This is a genomic window from Colwellia maritima (assembly GCF_022669015.1).
Taxonomy (GTDB): domain Bacteria; phylum Pseudomonadota; class Gammaproteobacteria; order Enterobacterales; family Alteromonadaceae; genus Colwellia; species Colwellia maritima.
Window position 1 is genome coordinate 894,361 of record NZ_JAKKSL010000001.1, and the last position, 19,488, is coordinate 913,848.

The window sequence follows — 19,488 nt, forward strand, 5'->3', positions numbered from 1 at the left end:
TTCTTCGCGATAATAACCGGTGGTGTTATTTCATGAACTCGAATTCATTAGCTGTAAGGTGGGGTGTTCTATAGCTTCCACTGTAGGTAGACGAAGTATGAAAAAAACTACAAAAGAAATTGATTTAACAGGTGGTACTGCGCCTGATTATTTACTATTAACTTCTGTGCTTACTCATCTTCCTGAAGCTGTTTATCTTATTGATCCTGAGTCCTCCAATATTTTATATGCAAATAAAATGGCTTATGAATCTGTGGAGATGACGGAAGCCGAAATTATTAATCACTCGGTTTTGAGCCTGCAAGACTCTGTTTTTAATCAGCCTCATTGGAGTGAAATTGCTGAAGTTATCTCGCAATCAAAAAAGCCCTATGTATTTTTAGGGCATCATCAACGTAAAGGAGGTCGTTCTTTTCCCGTCGAAATTCGCACTTCTAATGTATATTATGAGGGGAAGCATTTCTTCCTATCAGTTGCTCGTGATATTAGCCATCGACAAATGAGAGACAAGGAAATGGAGGCGCATAAGCATAGTTTATGGTACGCCCTCTATGAAGCCTCAGATGGTATCTGGGAATGGGATATTGAGAATGATAGTCTTTATGTCAGCCCAAAACTAATGCAAATGCGAGGTTATGGTCCAGAAGAAGATGCATCAAAGGTTGATTTTTGGGTAGATGGTATTCACCCTGATGATAAAAATAGAGTACTCGCTGTAATGCAAGAGCATTTGCAAGGACGTACTGATAAATTTGAAGCTAAATACCGTTTAAGAAACCGAGTCGGCCACTATATTTGGGTTGATGATAGAGGAAAAGTGAGTAAAAGAGATGCACAAGGTGCCCGACTGCTGTAGTTCGGCATGGTGCAGAACGTGACTGATCAAGTTGCTTTACAAGAAAGGTTAGAAAACCAAGCGGCACGAGACGAGCTTACCGGGGCGTTTAATCGTAGGGTTTGTCATGAGATTTTGGAGCAACAAATTGCGACTTCCCGCATTAATGGTGAGCCATTTGCCGTTGTTTTTGTTGATATAGATTATTTTAAAGCCATCAATGATCAATATGGGCATAGAGTGGGTGATATTGTTTTGCAGGCTTTTGTTAGTAAAATGGAGGAGCACCTTAGAGAAAATGACCTGTTATTTCGTTGGGGTGGGGAAGAATTTCTCGTACTTTTACCCGACCTAGATGAAGCGAAACAATATCGAGTGGCTGAAAAGTTATGTAAAACCATTGAAAGGAATCGCATTACACTCGCTGATCAAACTGAAATCACGTTAACAGTGAGTATGGGAGTTTCAACTTATCCTGCTCATGGTTCAACAAGAGACCAACTAATAGAAAAAGCTGATATTGCAATGTATAGGGCAAAAGCTAATGGGAGAAATCGGGTTGAGCTATATAGCGATAGCGAATAAATATCAAAGCGATAGCGAATAAATAATCGGTAACGCCTGTCCTTAACGCATTTTATCTGCGTATTAAACTTGGATATTTATATTTTTACCAATATTTCCTACTGGGCTGCTTGAGCTACTAGCCGGAGCTGCACTTTCAATTAATTGTAACGCCATTTTACCTTCTGCTTCTGCAAGTTCTTTTGCTTTAACTGCAACGCTGAGTATTGTTCCATTACCGCTATTGGCAGGAGCAAAACTCGATGCATTATTAATATTGATAGACATTAGGGTTCTCCGATATTCGAGGTAAATAAATAATAGTACGTAAACATGTTGTCGGCAAGTTTACTTAAAGCTTTAACCCCACTATTCTAAGTTTAGTAAAAGTAAATTTAATTAGCTTAGGATACTCCTTAAGTTATGCTTCGCGTAGCCGATATAAAGGTATGCTTCGATAAAAAGAGATAATATGATGAGTTCATCAATAAATGCTAACGGTACTTATAGTCAAGATATACGGACATCGACAAAGGCACTAGATAAGGTAGATGCACCCTCCTCAGAACAGAAAGCAGCGGAGCTTACAAATGAGCAAACAACAGCGAAAGTGCAAGACCCTATTTCTGTTACCAATAAACAGCAATTAAATGCTGCAATTATTGAGTCATCGTTAAAATTCAATACAACCATTGGTGATCAGCCGCTGTCATTGTTATTAAAAACAGCTTTACAGGGAATAAATGAAGCGCTTAAGGGCACAGAGGTTGAGACTAGCATTGAAGAGGTTTATGAGTCAGGCGTAGATTTCAGCCCTGAAGCAACGGCAGAGCGAATTGTTTCTTTTAGTACTCAGTTCTTTGGCTCGTATCGAGATCAGCACCCAGAAATAGCTGAAGATGAAGCATTAAGCGCTTTTGTGGATATTATTAGCGGAGGTATAGATCAAGGATTTGGCGAAGCCAAAGATATACTCTCAGGCTTAAAAGTATTAGAGGGAGAAATTGGCGATACTATTGATAAAACTTATACATTAGTTCAAGAAGGGTTACAGTCTTTTGTCGAATCTTTTGATAAAAAAGAGGAAGAACCTGCACAGTAAGGGCTAGAATTTGTTCATAGTCATTTATACAATATAATACAGTGTAAATATTAACTAAAAGTGAGCTGATTTTGTCTGAAAAAACAATTAAATTTGAATTTGAAAAACATAATAAAAATAGTATTCGTTATAAAGAAGTCCCCGAAAATGGTATGCCACCAGTTTTAGGCTCTATCTATGTACAAAAATGGTTTGCAGGCGATAGTAAGAATATTGAAGTAACCATTAAAACAGAAAACTAATATCTGTAATTTAGCTAACCAGAATGTAGACTAGTATTTTTTGTTCCTTTGTTGAATGAGAATTGTTGTATACTAGCCTCCAAATCAATTAAAACTTTTTACACTATAGGAAATTTTATGAAAAAACTTATCTTACTTTTAACTGTTACCACCTTAAGTAGTTCAGCCATGGCAGCAGAAACCATTTGGCTTGATAGCTTGAAAAACCTTGTTGGCTTGGGTGAAACTCAAGAACAAAGTGCAGTTGAAAAGCTAAGTAGCGATGGTTTAGTTAATATGCTAACTAGCGGTTTGGGTGTTAATACTGAGCAAGCATCTGGTGGTATGGGATCACTTTTAAATTATGTTAAAAACAATGTAACGTCAGATCAGTTTAGTCAGCTTGCTAGCTCTGTACCAGGTGTTGAAGGCCTTGTAGGTCAAATGCCTGATCTAAGTAAACTTGGCTCTAGCGAAGGTTTGGGTGGATTACTTGATAAAGCATCAGAATACAGTGACTCGTTAAAGTCCATTAATGATGTTAAAAGACAATTTGAAGCGTTAGGTTTAAAACCAGAAATGATCACTAGCTTTATTGCAAGTGCTCAACGTTATCTGGATACGGAAGAAGGTCAACAAGCAAAGCAAGTATTGACTGAAGGATTAGCTAAACTATTAGGCTAATTGTATTCTTCTTTGAACTTGAACTTGAACTAAACCAAATCTGCTCTGTGATGAAAGGTATTTAGCCTTACAGTACAGATTTTAGTTCAAGTTATATATCTAAAACCCCTTATGCTTATTTTAATAAATATAACATAGAGGTTTTGAGTTTCATGGGTTTGACTGGCTTATTGAGCAAAAGTATATCGCTATTACTGACTTCATTTTTTAGTTCTTTACTGTAATTCGCCGTGATCATCATCACTGGTAAAGGAAAATCACGACAATTGTTAATGTCGTTGGCAACATCTAGGCCATTTACATCATCATCAAGATGGTAATCAACAATCAAAATATCAGCATGATCATGCTCTGTGTCAACTTGTTGCTGTAAGTGCTCTAAACTGGTGGCTGTTGTGACAATACAACCCCAACCTTCAAGCAACTGCGACATACCCGCGCAAACATTTACATCGTTATCAATCAGCCATATGCTGCTATTGGTTAATTCTGAGGATGCTCTCATAAAGCTTAGGGGATCAGTTGACTGATATACCTGATTTAGTTCGCCTAGAGGTACTTTGACAGAAAATACCGAACCTTTATCTAATGTAGAATTCACCATAATAGGGTGTTCTAGTACTTTAGAAATTTTATCAACAATGGCTAACCCCAAGCCTAGACCATTACGAAAAGCGTTCTGAGAGGGTTTTAGACGTTTGAATTCTTTAAATATTTCTTGAATTTGATCTTGAGCAATACCCATGCCATTGTCCCATACTTCAATGGATACTTGGTCTCCATGGCGTCTACAACCAAGTAACACTTTGCCGTTACCGGCGTATCTAAAGGCATTAGACAGAAAGTTACGCAGTATTCTTGCGAGTAAAACGCTATCACTGTTGATGACTAAATCAGAACTAACATAGCGTAATTCTACTTTAAATTGCTGACTTATCTGTTGGTACTCGCTAATGAGGTTGTTCAGTAATTCTGATAATTTGAACGAGCATTTATCCGCTTTAACAACACCAAGATCAAGCTTTGAAATATCTACTAATGTACAAATTAAGTTTTCTAAATCATCTAATGAGCCGGCAACAGAGCCAAGCAGTGTTTTAGTTTTACCTTCAAAAGGCGCTTCCATTAATGAGTGGTAAAAAGTTGTGCGGCATTTAAAGGTTGCAGTAAATCATGACTCACCGCGGCAAGAAATTTAGTTTTTGAGCTATTGGCAAATTCAGCTTCACTTTTGGCTTTAAGGAGATTCGCTTGTGCTTGTCGACGCTCTTCAACTTCCACTTGCAATGTATTATTTAAACTCTGTAATTGAAATGTTCGCTCTTCAACCCTAATTTCAAGTAAATCATGTGCTTTTTGCAGAGCGAGGGCGTTTTTACGCCGTTCGGTAATATCACGAATGAGCACAAAAAATCCTTGAACGTCACCGTTAATATCACGATTAGGCACGTAAGATTTCAGTAAATAGCTTAGTTCATTGAGCTTATTTCGTTCTTCAATCTCAAAGCTAACACTTTCACCATTTAGAGCACGATTAATATAAGGTTTTAATTGCTTAAAGTCAGGATGTACGCGACTTAGCTCTAATTCTAGCTCATTAAGTCCCCCTTGGGGCCAACCGTACCAGTCAACATAAACTTGATTAGTGAATTGATATTTTAAATCTTTGCCAACATAGGCAATCATCGCGGGCACATTATCTGTAATTAAGCGTAGCCGACTTTCACTTTGTCTTAATGATTCTGCATTGCGATGACGCTCAGTTATATCACTATAGGTTTTAATGGTTTTACCATTAGTTAATCTGTGATCTCGTATTTCTACTACCGTTCCATTCGCTAAGGTTTGAGTGTAATAGTCAACGTCAGTACTTAATTTGGGTGTTAAATCAAGCTCAGTAAGGTTTTTTAAATAATGCGTATTAGGTGTTGTTCGTAATAGGCGAGGAGATAATTGACTTATGTGGGCAAAACGCGTATTCCAGACTTCTATCTTATTGTAACTACTAATTAATATAACGCCTTGAGATAAATTATCGATAAGGTTTTGTAACAAGAGTGATTTTTGTGCCATACCACGTTCATAACGAGCACTTTCTGCATTTTTTACTGCGGTAATATCAGTATAAAGCATTACCCGACCACCTTCGGTACGGTGTTCATTTAATTGAAACCAACGATCGTCTGATAATTGATATACAGGGCTAGCAAAGCCATCACCTGGTGAAGCCCGTCGAATAATACCGCGTGTTTTTGCTAAATCTTTTAAATCGTTTAGGTTGGCACCTTCTTTAATGGGTAAACCCGAGTCGGTCCAAAAATTGGCAAAATTACTGTTTTGTAAAATAATTCTACCTTTACTATCGAGTAATACAAAGGCTTCGGAAATACTTTCAATGGCATCTATAAAACGTTGTCTGAAAAGATTCGCTTTATCATTTGCCCGTTTCAGTGCATGGTTAGTTCGCTCAAGTTTTGCTAAGGTTTCATTTAATGTTTGGGTCTTTTCTCTTACTTGTTCGGCTAAGTGGACAGAATGTTCAAATGCCGTATAAGGGGCATATTGATTTTCGCCGCTGTCCTCAACACGCTGCATTAGCGCATCATTAATTTTTTTTAATTTACTATTTTGCTTTTTTAATTGCGCTAACTCTTCAATTAAAGTTTGTTCATTCATCCATGCCTCCCGCGATATAAACACCCGTAAAGGTTTGATTTAAGTGAATACCATTTATGTGCTCGCCATAGGTATTAAAGCCTACGATGTTGTACTGAGCATTCAACATTTGTCCTTGTTTTTCTAAACTTTTTTGTTCTATTTCTAGCCGCCTTAAAAAGCAATCACACACCAGTACTAACTCAGACTTCCCCCTACGTTCCTCAATCTCACTAAGCTTTTGTATAACCGGGGCATATATATCGCCCATGTCGACAGCACTTAATACAATGCCAATATCGACAGCACAATAAAATGTCAGGCTTAAATTTTCTTCATTAACCTTTTGAATAGAGCGAATATAATATTGACCACCCACTTTAACCGCTAATGGATTAAGGGAAAAAACCTTAGGACTTAAGTCTTTTATGTCCATATTTAACAGTTTAGCGTATTCAAGAGCGGCGGGTTCTGCGTTGAGTTCATAAACTGTTCTACTGTCAGCATCAGCAGCGGTAACCACTAGTTTTTCTGTTGGCTGTTTTATGTGATGGCAATTAAATACCTCAAAAGATAAAAGGGTAGTCACCATGATCACAATCGCGGCATTTTGATAAAAACGCCCTTGATAATAAACGTGGGTTTTACCTAAAACAATGTCGTCGCCCGCCGAACCACCAAAGTGTGGAGTGCCTCTAGCAGCAGCGTTTAACGTTACCAAAAATTGTTCTTCGTCAGAAGACAAGCCATCAAGTAGCGTGAGTAAAAAACTATTACTATTTATCGTTGTTAAGTTTTTAGTTTGACATTGCTCTACTAAGTCATTGACTGTAGATTGTGCGTTGATAGTGTCGAATTTTTTCATTGATTCAACGAGCGCAGCGCTGATGGCAAAATAATGAGAAGAGAAACCAATGGCGACTATAGAATGTTGCTCATAGCCCTTGTTAGTGACTTCTCCCGCTGTAGTGCAGCCAACAATATCGATGTCTTTGAATGCGTTGTTCATGCTTGTTGCAAGCGAATTTAATTGATAAGTTGATGAACAATAGAAAAGTACAAAAGTAATATTATCTTGGTTTAATTGCTGATAAAGCTCTTGGCTTGCAATGAATGGATCAGTCGCTCTACTAACAGCAGTTATTGTTTTTATTGAGTTCATATGATTTATAATTGCCTTTGATGACGTTTTAATTACGTATTATTGCTATCTTATCGTTAACTTGAGTTAGTTCATAACCTTTATATCTAAGGCCTTAGATGTTTTTTTTGTTCTCGTTGCCTTGTTTGAATACTTATTTACTACACAAAGTTGAGGGCTTTCGATGGTTACTAAACATTCTAAACATTGTATGCATTCACCATAGTCAATAGAGCCGTCAATATTGATGGCATCGATACCACATTTTTTAGTGCGACAAAGATGGCAGGGGGAACCACACTCTTCACGGCGTCTTAGCTTTTTAAGTAAAGGGAATCGTCCTAAAATAGCCAAGCCGGCACCTAAAGGACACAGGTATCGACAATAAAATTTGTGAATTTTTAAGCTAAGCGCTAGTAATATTATGGCGTATAAAACAAAGGGCCAATACCGAATAAAACTTAGGGTAATACTGGTTTTAAAGGGCTCAATTTCTGCTAGCTTTTCTGCTAATGTTAAAGAGTAAAACGAAATACCAACTAATATAAAGAGTGCTAAATATTTTATTTTTTGCGCTATTTTATGATGCTGTGGTTTGATCTTAAACTGTTTTATTTTTAATTTGTTGGCAATTAAGGTTACAAATTCTTGCAATGCACCAAAGGGGCATAACCAACCACAAAATAAACCTCTTCCCCACAAAAATAATGTAATAAACACAAATACCCATAATACAAAAATTATTGGATCGAGCAAAAATACTTCAATATTGAAACCTTTGTATAGCGAGAGTAATAGAGTGTAAATATTAACAACGGACAACTGCCCTTGCGTATAGTAACCAATAAAAATAACAACAAAGAGTAAAGAGATAAAGCGTATTTTATGGGTGGTTTTGGCGTTTTTGGCTAAGGTTTCTTGTTTAATAAATAACAAACTTAAAAAAGTAAGGTAAATACCTAATATTATTATTTCAGTACTACGACTAAGCCAAACTTTGACCCATAAAGGCGACTGCGCTGTTAAGTTTTCTTTGGGTTCCTGATGTATAAATAATGCGTCAGGCAAAGTGATTTTGGTTGAAAAATTGTGTTGCTGTTTACTTAAAAAAGACTGGTTATAACTAACATTCAAAGATAAGGAAAATGCATTATTGAGTTCGAAACCTGATTGAGACTTTATTCTAAACACTTTAATGTCATTAAAGCTAGGTAAGGTCAGTGCAAAATAAGGGTCGTAATAGCTGTAAAAGTCGATATCACGAATATCAACGGGGAGCTCGCCTTGTGTGGCGCTTAAACGATTTGGTACAGTTTGAGGGATAAAATTTTCACTAACAAAACTATAGCTTCCTCTATTAAAAACCATTAACGCATGCTCTCCTGGTTTTAAGCTTTCAAGTAAACGGTGGTATTCTTGCTCTCCAAGTAAATTTTTCCCGATGATAGGGATGTTAACGAAAGCAAAATACAGTTCGATATAATTATCATCCTCGTCACTTACTTCATTAATTTCATTAACTAGCGCAGAGGATGAATTGTCAGTCTCCGCAATTGCTTGTTTTCGCGTTAATTGCCAATAGTGAATATAGCCCTGATTTACAAGCTGTTCAAAGGTGAGTGCTTCGTAGAAATTAGGATTAACGGTAATGTTAGAGGGGGCAAGAAAACCTGAGAGTTTTTCTCGTGCTACTTTAAGGGCAGAGGCAATAATGGTGTCGTTGATTACTAAGACTGAAATGGTCGCTCGGGTAATTCCATCTAAATAAGTGGTGTCTAGCGTCGTTTTATCACGTGCGTTAATAATAAAACGTTTTTTAATGGAGTGTCCTTGATATTGCTTAATAAACCGGAACAGTGGCTGTTCACCTAAACCGTGTAAAAATATGGGTTCATGGTGATTTAATATTTTTAAGCCAGTAATTACCCCTTGCGTATCAATACCTATGAGAATATTTACGGTTTGCCCGGAAAAAGCAATAAAATGAGTAAAGTCGTCTGATTCAAAAACATAACCGAGTAGTTCGTTTAATTGATATACGGGCGTAACAGCAATGTCTTTATCAACGGGGCCTACACGTGTAGCACGAGGGAAAATTTGGGCAATATCTTCAGAAATTGATGTGGCATTTTGGCTATCACTCGCATTAAATGCATGAGTGAAAAAAGAGGGTGTTAACATAAAAATAAGGGTAAAAACGACCCTGATTTTAAGGTGGTATGATCTATTTAAAGGCATGTTAACACCCAAGTAAATTTTATAATCTCTAATGAAGCGCTATCAAAGACTAGTGTATAAGCCAATGTATGAGCTTACGTAAGTTAGTTGATTCTCCTTGAATTAAATGAGTGCTGCTGTAAAAAAGTAGAGCACTCATTTATCCACATTGCTATTGGGAGAAAGTTTAAAAGAACCCTAAAGGACTTGTACTATAGCTTACCAGTAGGTTTTTCGTTTGCTGATAATGATCAAGCATCATTTTGTGGGTTTCACGGCCTATACCTGATTTTTTATACCCACCAAACGCAGCGTGAGCAGGATATAAATGATAACAGTTAGTCCAAACACGGCCTGACTCAATACCACGACCCATTCGATGAGCAAGGTTAGCATCACGTGTCCACACGCCAAGCACCTAAGCCAAAAGCAGTGTCATTCGCTATCTTTAAGGCCTCTTCAGGATCTTTAAACGTAGTAACAGAAATGACCGGACCAAAAATTTCTTCTTGGAAAACTCGCATTGAGTTATTACCTTTCAAAATAGTTGGTTGAATATAGAAGCCGGTCTCTAATGAGCCATTTAAACTCTCATGTTGACCACCAGAAAGCACGACTGCGCCTTCGTCTTTACCTATTTGTAAATAGCCTTTAATTTTATCATATTGCTCTTTAGACGCTTGTGCACCAACCATAGTGTTAACATCAAGTGGATTACCTTGAATGATGTTTTTGGTTTTCTCTAGTACTTTTTCCATGAATTCATCAAAGATATCTTCTTGTACCAATGCACGGGAAGGACATGTACATACTTCACCTTGGTTAAAGAAGCCTAACGCAAAACCTTCAGCACATTTGTCAAGGTAATCATCTTCAAACTGCATAATATCACTAAAAAATATGTTTGGTGATTTACCACCAAGCTCTACCGTAGATGGAATTAAATTTTCGGCAGCACATTTTAATATATGTTGACCAACGGGGGTTGAACCAGTAAAGGCAATTTTACCAATTCGTGTACTAGTTGCTAAAGCTTCACCGGCTTCTTTACCGAAGCCATTGACTATGTTTAATACGCCATCAGGTAATAAATCCGCAATTAATTCCATAAAGACAAGAATACTTGCAGGCGTTTGTTCTGTTGGTTTAATAATAATACAGTTACCGGCAGCGAGTGCAGGAGCTAATTTCCATGCAGCCATTAGCATAGGGAAATTCCATGGAATAATTTGACCAACAACACCAATAGGTTCATGGAAATGATACGCGACTGTATCGTCATCTATTTGCGATATAGAACCTTCTTGGGCACGGATACAACCGGCGTAATAGCGGAAGTGATCTACTGTTAATGGGATATCTGCATTGAGTGTTTCACGAATTGGTTTACCGTTATCCCAGGTTTCAGCTACGGCGATTGATTCAAGATTAGCTTCCACACGTTCAGCAATCTTTAATAATATATTTGAGCGTTCTTGTACTGAGGTTTTCCCCCACGCTACTTTTGCTGCATGTGCTGCATCAAGTGCTAATTCAATATCTTCAGCGCTTGAGCGTGGAACTTCACAAATAACCTCACCTGTTACAGGCGTTGTATTAGTAAAATAATTTCCTTTAACGGGAGCTACCCATTTACCACCGATAAAATTTTCATACTTGGGTTTAAAAGAAACAACAGAATTTTCGCTTCCCGGATTTGCATAGATCATATATCACCTCATATCGAGACCTGCCAGAGTATTACTCTTTCCGTGGCCCTGTTTTGTATTTCCTTTGGTTGTCACCAAAGCGTTTTTTCATGTTTCTAGTGTAGTATTGCTTGGGTAAGTGAAACTATTATCCCTTTGCATTGAAAATGTCATACTTTAGAATGAGTTGATTGATATTTATTGGCCTGCAGTTTTGATTTAGGAATAAAAAAAGACTTTTGAATTTAATCAAAAGTCTTTTAAGAAGGATATAAAACTGATTAAACCATGATCATATATGGTTATTTAGGGAGCTTGAAAGTCCATACACTACCACCTTGGTTTAAGTGTTTAACGCGTTTCGCAACATCACCACCCCAAAGAGGTACCGCGCCACCCCAACCAGAAAGTACACTTAGGTATTGTTCGCCATTCATTTCCCAGGTAATGGGTGAGCCAACAATACCCGAGCCGGTATTAAATTTATACTTCACCTCACCTGTTTTAGCGTCAAGCCCTAATAAATATCCTTCAGGGTTACCGGTAAAGACTAAATTACCTGCTGTAGCTAAAACACCGCCCCATAGTGGCGCATAGTTGTTATAACGCCATACGACTTTACCTGTTTTAGGATCAATAGCTTTTAAAACACCGATGTATCCTTCATTAATTGCTTTGATGGTAAAGCCGGCGCCGAGGTATGCAGCACCTTTTTTATATGCGGTGGGCTCGTTCCAAATATCCATTTGCCATTCATTCGAAGGCACATAAAATAATTCAGTGTCTTGACTGTAAGCCATAGGCATCCAATTTTTACCGCCTAAAAAGGCCTGGTGCGGCAACGACGGTACTACCTTTGTTCCCCCTTTTGATGCACTTGGATCACTGGGTCTATTACTGTCGATATAGATAGGACGTCCTTTCTTATCAAGCCCTGAAGCCCAAGTTTGCTTATCTACAAACGGAAAACCTCGAATAAAATCACCATTTTCACGATTAAGGACATAGAAAAAACCATTTCTATCTGCTGTAGCGGCTGCTTTAACAGTTTTTCCGTTTTGCTTATAATCGAATGATACAAGCTCATTTACGCCATCAAAATCCCAACCATCGTGTGGTGTGGTTTGGAAATGCCATACAATTTTACCTGTATCAGGATCGATAGCTAAACGTGATGATGAGAATAGGTTGTCACCGGGGCGTAAATGAGAGTTCCATGGTGCAGGGTTACCGGTACCAAAGAAGAGTAGATCAACATCGGCGTCATACGTGCCGCCTAACCAAGGTGCTGCGCCCCCTGATTTCCAAAGTTCTCGGCCATGTTTGTCCTGGTTTGCCACCAGAAATACCATTTTCTATTTTTTTACCATCTTTCCAGATGTAGCCCATGTGGCCTTCAACTGTTGGACGTTCCCAGGCTAACTGACCATTTTTAGCATCATAAGCACTAACTTTACCCACGATACCAAATTCACCACCTGCTACGCCTGTGATTACCTTACCTTTAACAATAATGGGGGCAGCCGTTATAGAATAACCTGCTTTGTAATCTTCAACTTTCTTTTTCCAAACAACCTTACCTGTGTCTTTATTTAGCGCGACAAGTTTTGCATCCAGTGTGCCAAAAATAACGAGGTCTTCGTATAGTGCGGCCCCACGGTTAATCACATCACAACAAGGCATAATACCATCGGGTAATCTAGCGTCGTATTGCCAAAGTTCGTCACCTGTATTTACGTCTATTGCATACACTCGAGAATATGAGCCTGTAATGTACATAACCCCATCTTTAACCATGGGTTGAGATTCTTGACCACGTTGTTTTTCTCCTCCCAGAGAGAATGACCAAACTGGGCGCATTTCTTTCACTGTTTTGGTATTTATTTTATCAAGTGGGCTATATCGTTGCCCTTTTAAACCAAGCCCGTAGGACACAACATCGTCTGTTGTCATTTGGTCGTTAATAATATCTTTATTCGTTACATTAGCATTTGCTAAGCCAGTTAACGCTAAAGAAATTGCCATAGATAATGACAATACCTTGGTTTTACCTGCTGTTATCATTGTTATTTCCTCTTGGGTTTTAAATCTGGTTAACGATACTTTTTATTTTTAAACTTCCCCTCCTACGTAACAGTATTGAATTCATGTTTTCTACAATCATGAAACACCATTTAAGCAGGTTGTATAAATCATAAAATGTATCTATTTGGCTTGCTATCACTCGGCGGTCGAATTTTTTTCATCACTTAGTAGGATAGAAAGGATGAGACTAAACGTTACTGTGTCGTGGAAGAGTAAAGGCTTGGCACTTGGTAGATGGCGTTGTAATGTCTGAATATGTCTTTCATCAGGCCTTTTTTTATCATGGCTTCGACAATATCACCGATAACATAACCCAATTGTCGATAGTCACTTTTTACTGCCATACCAATATCCCATTGTTGTTTCCCTATCATAGGAAAGGCATTGGTTGCTAACTGGTAATTAGTGGAGGCAAGTTGATGTTGGTAATAACTGATTTGGCTTCGTAACCCCATCACTGCATCAACTTCATGTTTTTGCATTGCGATCATTGCTAACGCCATTGAGGCAAATTGTTTGGTTTTGCCCCGCATGCGTCCATTGAAAGCCGACATGAGATAAAACTGCGGGATAGAGTCAATTTCGACGCCAATGTTGTGATATTGAAAAACGGCCATCGTACTGACATCGTCAATGCGTTTATTATTGAAGGCTATTTTCCATGCTTCAGTATGATAGGGCGAAAACATGTGCACTTGGGCGTGCACACGTTCACCAATATCATCTCTTAGCTCAGAATATTTCTTGTCGTAGGGCACTCTTAGCATTAGGTCAGCAACATTGCGGTTTAGGTAATGTCCTTTCCATAGGTTGTTGCGCAAATCATCTTCCACATTTTCATCGGCGGTGACCCACCTAAAACGTAGTGCAACTCCTAATTGTTTGGCAATATGTTTTGCAACGTCAATATCAATACCTTTTTCTTGCCCGTTTTCTTGATATGAAAACGGGGCGAAATCATTATAAACGGCAACCACAATTTCATTACTTTCAATAATATCGTCGTACGATCGTGCAGAAGCTGTTGCGCATAAAATTAGGCAACAGCTTAACCAAAAAAAGTAAGTTATGATTATTACTCTTCACTGACAGACTCTAACCAGGTACGAATAGACCAAAGTGCTTCTTGGTTTAAATGTTCAGACATTTTCGGCATGTAAACGGCGCCATTGCGTACGGCACCATTTTGAACGCGATAGATATACCATTCATCACCATCATAATCGGCAGGTAATTGACGTAAATCAGGAGCAATGCCTCCAGAGATGCCTCCTAAACCATGGCAGCGGGCACAGTTTTGGTTATAAGCAGATCCTCCTACCCGTATAATTTCCTTGAGCGTATCACCTTGTTCGTCTCTGTATGGGTTAGTGTCAGTCCATTCTTCGCCTAACGTAGGCAATGTTGATGTGTCGATTGCTTGTGGTGTTACTGCGCCATGAGCTATAACCCCAAACGAACTTATAGACATTAATGCAATTAAATAATGTCGCCCTATCTTATTAAGTTTAAACTTTACCATCAGTGAATACCCCATTATCTTTGTAAATTAATTATGTTTATTTTTATAAAACTATAACGATGTTGTAGAGTTTCAAGAATTGTACTTTAGCGCGGTTAGGTCTCATCCTTTAGTATGAATTTAGCGATCAAAAATGAGGGTTTTAACTTTATTTGTTTGTATATCATTGGGTTATAAGAATACTGTGTCGTGTTGCTTTTTTCACTTTAGTGTTTTTTTCTATATGCTTAGTTCACGTATATCAAATTTAACTATATCAAGTTGATGTAGTGCCTTTGATTTTTTGTTTGAGGGTTGCCATGTTTTATTTAAGAAGTATTGCTATTAGCGTGTGGCTATTTTGTTTTAATGCGATATCAAGCCCGCTTACCCTAAATATGACATATATTAAGTTAGAGCAGCACAAGCCTCCTACTTTTTCTACTCTGTTCGTAAAACCAGAAAATAGTGGTTACCTCGGGGCAAAGTTAGCCGTTACCGACTCAAATACTACAGGTAAGTTTTTACAACAGCACTTTAAATTGAACTATGTTACAGCAACAACAGCAGCACAATTTCTAGATTATTTAGACAGTGAATATTTGCAAGGGCAACGTATTTTTATACTTGAAGCCCCTTTACGATTGTTAATTGATGTGGATCGTTGGGCTCAAAAAAAACCTGTATTGTTGTTTAATGTCAGTGAAACTGCCGATCAACTTCGGCATGAACAGTGTTTAGCGTCGGTATTTCATACTATACCTAGTAATGCTATGAAGTCTGATGCACTTGCTCAGTGGTTGCTTTCTCGCCGAATGAATAAGGTGTTGTTGGTACAGGGTAGTAAAGTGGAAGATACTCAACTTGTTGCATCATTTAAGCGTTCATCAAAACGCTTTGGTTTGAAAGTTATTGATGAAAAACAATGGGATTTCAATACAGATCTTAGACGTAGTGCTCAGCAAGAAATTCCATTATTTACACAAACAATAAAAGATTATGACGTAGTTTATGTTGCGGACAAATCAAAAGATTTTGCTGAGTTTATTCCCTTTAATACGTATTTACCACGGCCTGTTATTGGTTCGGCTGGTTTAGAAGCTCTGGCATGGCATAAAGTTATAGAGCAATGGGGAGCCGCGCAGTTACAATCACGTTTTATTGAAATGGCGGATAGGGGAATGAATGAACAGGATTTTGCGGGTTATCTTGCGGTACGAAGTGTGGCCCAGTCGGTACATAAACTTCATTCGAGTGAAAGTACTAAACTCATCAACTATATTAATTCATCTGACTTTGATTTAGCGGCTTATAAAGGACGAAAACTTAGCTTCCGCCCATGGAGTAAACAATTGAGAATGCCAATTGCTTTGGTGCAGCCACATGCCTTGGTATCGCAATCACCTCAGCCAGGTATGCTTCATCCGTTAACTGATCTCGATACCTTGGGGTTTGACGCTCAAGAATCGCAATGTAAATAAGGTATATACGACCCATGAAAAATAAACTCGTTTTAACTATATTCCTCATGACTATGTTATTAGGCACTAAATCCGGCTATGCCACTGAATTAGCTTATGTTACCAATGAAAAGGACGATAATATTTCGGTGATTGATTTAAGCCAGAATAACGTCATTAAAACTATTGCTGTAGGTCAACGGCCTCGTGGTGTTATTTTAAATAAAATGCATACACTGGCTTATATTTGCGCAAGTGAATCGGACACTATTCAGATCTTAGATTTGAAAACAGAGCAAATTATTGGTGAATTACCTTCTGGAGAAGATCCTGAAACTATTGCGTTACACCCCAACGGAAAAACTATTTATACGTCTAATGAAGATGATGCCTTGCTTACCGTTATTGATATTGCTTCGCGCTCTGTTATTGCACAAATTGATGTTGGTGTTGAGCCTGAAGGGTTAGCAGTAAGCCCAGATGGAAACATGGTCGTTGTTACGTCAGAAACAACCAATATGGTTCATTGGATTGATACGCGAACTCATAAAAACTTTGCTAATAGTTTAGTTGACGCCAGACCAAGGTCAGTTAAATTTACGGATGACGGGAAGTTTCTATGGGTCAGTGCTGAAATCGGCGGTACTGTGGTTATATTTGATGTTGCAACTCAACAAATTATTCAAAAATTTTCTTTTGAAATCAATGGTATTCACCGTGATAGAATTCAACCCGTTGGCATCGAATTAACACAAGACGGACGTTATGCCTTTATCGCACTTGGGCCGGCAAATCATGTTGCTGTGATTGACCGAAAAACAATGAAGATAGATAAATATTTATTAGTAGGACGTAGAGTGTGGCAACTCGCTTTTAATGAAGATCAAAGTCAACTCGTAACCACTAATGGTATTAGCGGCGATGTGTCTGTTATTGATGTTGAGCGAATGAAGGTAACCAAGTCAATTAAAGTGGGTCGTTACCCTTGGGGCGTAGTGATACGAAGAATGCCATGAGTATAGAGACTAATAACCTTAGTTTTTGTTATGGTAAGAAAGCTGTAATTGAAGAACTAAACCTAAAAATTAACAAAGGCTTTAATGTGTTACTGGGTCCTAACGGAGCAGGCAAAAGTACGTTGTTTTCTATGCTAACAGGGCTTTATAAAGCTACGTCAGGCGTTATCAAAATTAATGGTTATGATTTAAGCCATGATAGAGCCAAAATAATGCGAACGATGGGGGTGGTATTTCAACAAAGTACCCTAGACCTTGATTTGTCCGTAAAACAAAATTTAATTTACTACGCCGCTTTACATGGAATTTGCTCATCACAAGCCATAGAAAATATATCCGAAATATTAACTCAACTTGAATTAACCTCTCGACTGAATGACAAAGTGCGCACATTAAATGGCGGTCATCGTCGTCGAGTTGAAATTGCACGGGCATTAATTCATCAACCCAAAGTATTGTTACTTGATGAGGCCACCGTTGGTTTAGATATTGACAGCAGAAAAATGATCACCGAATACGTTGGTAGCCTTTGTCAAACTCTGGGCATTTGTGTGTTATGGGCGACTCACTTGATTGATGAAATTTCAGAAGAAGATCAGTTAATTATTATCAATGAAGGAAAAATTCAAGCACAAGGTACTAGTGGACAGTTATGTAAAACACATAAGGTTGCTGATGTGTATCAGCTTTATCGCACGTTAACCACTAGCGTGGAGATTATCTAATGTTCCTTAGTTATATTTATTGTTTTACGGGCATTGTTAAACGCGAATTATTACGTTTTTTTCAGCAACGTTCTCGGTTATTAAGCGCGCTTGTTAGACCCTTGTTATGGCTAATTGTCTTTGCTTCAGGGTTTCGAGCAGCTTTGGGTGTGTCTATAATGGAACCTTATGGTACCTACATAACTTATCAACAATATATTGCCCCAGGACTCTGCTGCATGATCATATTATTTAATGGTATGCAAAGCTCGTTGTCTATGGTGTATGACAGAGAAATGGGTAGCATGAAAGTGTTATTAATGAGCCCGTTACCAAGGCCGTTTTTATTGTGTTGTAAGCTAATTGCTAGCGCATTACTGTCGCTACTGCAGGTGATGATCTTTTTACTATTTGCGCAGTTGGTTGATGTTGAAATTCCACTTATTGGTTACTTTACTGCAATACCCGCAATTTTTTTAATTGCTTTTTTTCTTGGCGCGTTAGGGTTGATGTTATCTAATTTAATTAAGCAATTAGAAAACTTTGCCGGCGTAATGAATTTTGTTATTTTTCCGATGTTCTTTCTTTCTAGCGCTTTATATCCGTTATGGAAAATGCAAGAAGCGAGTATTTGGCTGTTTTGGCTATGTCAGTTTAATCCCTTTACTGCTTGTGTAGAGCTCTTACGATTTGCCCTTTATGGGCAAATGAATACTGTTGCCTTGGCTACCGTATTCATTGCCACAAGCATTGCGTCATTTTTTGCATTAATGAGTTTTAAACCTCAGCAAGGAAGAAATAGCAGGTGAGTTAAGGTTAAATCACCAACTAGATCGTTATTTATTTAATAACTAACTAGAACAACTACTTATTGAAATAAACACCTTGTATTTGGCAATTTTTTTACATATAAAATAGATCGCTTAATTAATGAATCCTGTATAAGGGAAATTAATCCTCCTTGGCAAAGTCGATAAGCGTTTGACCAGACATACGATAACCAACCCATTCATCTTGTGATTGTGCGCCAATAGACTGATAAAAATCCCGTGACGGTTGGTTCCAATCTAAACAGCTCCATTCAAATCGACCACAGTTATTTTGCAAAGCGATTTGAGCCATTTTTTTAAGTAATAATTTTCAAAGACCTTTGCCGCGATGTTCAGGAGAAACGTAAAGGTCTTCAAGATAAAGTCCTGATTTTGCCAACCAAGTGGAATAATTATAAAAATAAATAGCCATACCTAAGGCTTGCTCACCTTGCATACAAATTAATGCATTTACATGGCTATTTTCAGAAAAAATTGATTGCTTAATGGTTTCTTCTGTTGCTAAAACTTCATGTTCGGCTTTTTCATAAATGGCTAATTCACGAATAAAATGTAAAATTAATGCGGTATCTTCAGCAACTGCTTGGCGAATAGTTAAATGATTCAAAATGTACTCCGTTATTTATTATTGGAATATCATAACGTGTGAGTAGGTGTGTTTATAGTGTATTTTTTAAATTGATAAGGGTATTGAGCATTAAACTCGGGTAGTAAAATAATCCTACTTTAGCAGGATTTACTGATAGTGTTTGTTTTTATCTTTTTGTTATTAAAAGATATTTTGT

General features: G+C 37.8%; 14 protein-coding genes and 4 pseudogenes. 9 read left to right on the top strand and 9 right to left on the bottom strand.

Going from position 1 to position 19,488, the window contains the following annotated elements; genetic code table 11:
• The first annotated feature begins 97 nt into the window (after positions 1-97).
• Both L3081_RS04465 and L3081_RS04470 read left to right on the top strand, forming a co-directional pair.
• Entirely contained in the window at positions 98-856 is a 759-nt protein-coding gene (locus tag L3081_RS04465; RefSeq protein ID WP_242283775.1) for a PAS domain-containing protein, read from the top strand.
• Between the two features lie 18 nt (positions 857-874).
• Positions 875-1,420, top strand: coding sequence for a GGDEF domain-containing protein (locus tag L3081_RS04470; RefSeq protein ID WP_242283776.1), 546 nt, complete (start codon positions 875-877; stop codon positions 1,418-1,420).
• Between the two features lie 63 nt (positions 1,421-1,483).
• On the opposite strand, the gene L3081_RS04475 is transcribed toward L3081_RS04470, so the two are convergent.
• Positions 1,484-1,687 carry a cytoplasmic protein gene (locus L3081_RS04475; RefSeq protein ID WP_242283778.1) on the bottom strand — a complete coding sequence of 68 codons (204 nt, stop codon included), beginning with the start codon at positions 1,685-1,687 and terminating at the stop codon, positions 1,484-1,486.
• 184 nt (positions 1,688-1,871) lie between these two features.
• Between L3081_RS04475 and L3081_RS04480 the strand changes: the two genes are divergently transcribed.
• The 3 genes from L3081_RS04480 (at position 1,872) to L3081_RS04490 (ending at position 3,406) form a co-directional block, all read left to right on the top strand.
• Entirely contained in the window at positions 1,872-2,501 is a 630-nt protein-coding gene (locus L3081_RS04480) for a DUF5610 domain-containing protein (protein WP_242283780.1), read from the top strand.
• Positions 2,502-2,572: 71 nt separating this feature from the next.
• Positions 2,573-2,743 (top strand): hypothetical protein, encoded by a 171-nt coding sequence (locus L3081_RS04485; RefSeq protein ID WP_242283781.1) that lies wholly within the window; start codon positions 2,573-2,575, stop codon positions 2,741-2,743.
• A 117-nt stretch (positions 2,744-2,860) separates the two neighbouring features.
• Positions 2,861-3,406 carry a DUF2780 domain-containing protein gene (locus L3081_RS04490; RefSeq protein ID WP_242283782.1) on the top strand — a complete coding sequence of 182 codons (546 nt, stop codon included), beginning with the start codon at positions 2,861-2,863 and terminating at the stop codon, positions 3,404-3,406.
• A 115-nt stretch (positions 3,407-3,521) separates the two neighbouring features.
• Here L3081_RS04490 and L3081_RS04495 read toward each other — a convergent pair.
• From L3081_RS04495 to pedF, 7 genes and pseudogenes are all read right to left on the bottom strand, one after another.
• Positions 3,522-6,082: pseudogene (locus tag L3081_RS04495) on the bottom strand (hybrid sensor histidine kinase/response regulator).
• Positions 6,075-7,223 (bottom strand): nitric oxide-sensing protein NosP, encoded by a 1,149-nt coding sequence (nosP, locus tag L3081_RS04500; RefSeq protein ID WP_242283783.1) that lies wholly within the window; start codon positions 7,221-7,223, stop codon positions 6,075-6,077. Before nosP ends, L3081_RS04495 begins: the two are co-directional and overlap by 8 nt.
• Before the next feature lie 66 nt (positions 7,224-7,289).
• Entirely contained in the window at positions 7,290-9,440 is a 2,151-nt protein-coding gene (locus tag L3081_RS04505) for a 4Fe-4S binding protein (protein ID WP_242283785.1), read from the bottom strand.
• A gap of 166 nt (positions 9,441-9,606) precedes the next feature.
• Positions 9,607-11,128: pseudogene (gene exaC, locus L3081_RS04510) on the bottom strand (acetaldehyde dehydrogenase ExaC).
• Between the two features lie 281 nt (positions 11,129-11,409).
• A pseudogene (locus tag L3081_RS04515) lies at positions 11,410-13,171 on the bottom strand (PQQ-dependent methanol/ethanol family dehydrogenase).
• Between the two features lie 215 nt (positions 13,172-13,386).
• Positions 13,387-14,262: a substrate-binding periplasmic protein gene (locus L3081_RS04520; RefSeq protein WP_420839716.1), complete on the bottom strand. Its 876-nt coding sequence runs from the start codon at positions 14,260-14,262 to the stop codon at positions 13,387-13,389.
• A gap of 5 nt (positions 14,263-14,267) precedes the next feature.
• Entirely contained in the window at positions 14,268-14,663 is a 396-nt protein-coding gene (pedF, locus tag L3081_RS04525; protein ID WP_420839717.1) for a cytochrome c-550 PedF, read from the bottom strand.
• Positions 14,664-15,091: 428 nt separating this feature from the next.
• On the opposite strand from pedF, the gene L3081_RS04530 reads away from it, so the two are divergent.
• The 4 genes from L3081_RS04530 to L3081_RS04545 are packed head-to-tail and all read left to right on the top strand — an operon-like array spanning position 15,092 to position 18,682.
• A complete protein-coding gene (locus L3081_RS04530) occupies positions 15,092-16,174 on the top strand; it encodes an ABC transporter substrate-binding protein (RefSeq protein ID WP_242283789.1) in 1,083 nt (360 codons plus the stop codon).
• 47 nt (positions 16,175-16,221) lie between these two features.
• Positions 16,222-17,169 (top strand): YVTN family beta-propeller repeat protein, encoded by a 948-nt coding sequence (locus tag L3081_RS04535; protein ID WP_242285552.1) that lies wholly within the window; start codon positions 16,222-16,224, stop codon positions 17,167-17,169.
• Positions 17,166-17,894: an ABC transporter ATP-binding protein gene (locus L3081_RS04540; protein ID WP_242283790.1), complete on the top strand. Its 729-nt coding sequence runs from the start codon at positions 17,166-17,168 to the stop codon at positions 17,892-17,894. The genes L3081_RS04535 and L3081_RS04540 overlap by 4 nt, the downstream gene beginning before the upstream one ends.
• The gene (locus L3081_RS04545) at positions 17,894-18,682 is read left to right on the top strand and encodes an ABC transporter permease (protein WP_242283792.1); all 789 of its coding nucleotides are present in this window, start codon (positions 17,894-17,896) and stop codon (positions 18,680-18,682) included. The genes L3081_RS04540 and L3081_RS04545 overlap by 1 nt, the downstream gene beginning before the upstream one ends.
• Before the next feature lie 142 nt (positions 18,683-18,824).
• On the opposite strand, the pseudogene L3081_RS04550 reads toward L3081_RS04545, so the two are convergent.
• Positions 18,825-19,313 (bottom strand): annotated as a pseudogene (locus L3081_RS04550) (N-acetyltransferase family protein).
• Positions 19,314-19,488 lie beyond the last annotated feature (175 nt).

What these genes read in the sequence shown, in the direction of transcription:
- L3081_RS04465 (WP_242283775.1), top strand. Translation starts at nt 98, where the DNA reads ATGAAAAAAACTACAAAAGAAATTGATTTAACAGGTGGTACTGCGCCT.
- L3081_RS04475 (WP_242283778.1), bottom strand. Translation starts at nt 1,687, where the DNA reads ATGTCTATCAATATTAATAATGCATCGAGTTTTGCTCCTGCCAATAGC.
- L3081_RS04480 (WP_242283780.1), top strand. Translation starts at nt 1,872, where the DNA reads ATGATGAGTTCATCAATAAATGCTAACGGTACTTATAGTCAAGATATA.
- L3081_RS04490 (WP_242283782.1), top strand. Translation starts at nt 2,861, where the DNA reads ATGAAAAAACTTATCTTACTTTTAACTGTTACCACCTTAAGTAGTTCA.
- nosP (WP_242283783.1), bottom strand. Translation starts at nt 7,223, where the DNA reads ATGAACTCAATAAAAACAATAACTGCTGTTAGTAGAGCGACTGATCCA.
- L3081_RS04505 (WP_242283785.1), bottom strand. Translation starts at nt 9,440, where the DNA reads ATGCCTTTAAATAGATCATACCACCTTAAAATCAGGGTCGTTTTTACC.
- pedF (WP_420839717.1), bottom strand. Translation starts at nt 14,663, where the DNA reads ATGTCTATAAGTTCGTTTGGGGTTATAGCTCATGGCGCAGTAACACCA.
- L3081_RS04530 (WP_242283789.1), top strand. Translation starts at nt 15,092, where the DNA reads ATGACATATATTAAGTTAGAGCAGCACAAGCCTCCTACTTTTTCTACT.
- L3081_RS04535 (WP_242285552.1), top strand. Translation starts at nt 16,222, where the DNA reads ATGACTATGTTATTAGGCACTAAATCCGGCTATGCCACTGAATTAGCT.
- L3081_RS04540 (WP_242283790.1), top strand. Translation starts at nt 17,166, where the DNA reads ATGAGTATAGAGACTAATAACCTTAGTTTTTGTTATGGTAAGAAAGCT.
- L3081_RS04545 (WP_242283792.1), top strand. Translation starts at nt 17,894, where the DNA reads ATGTTCCTTAGTTATATTTATTGTTTTACGGGCATTGTTAAACGCGAA.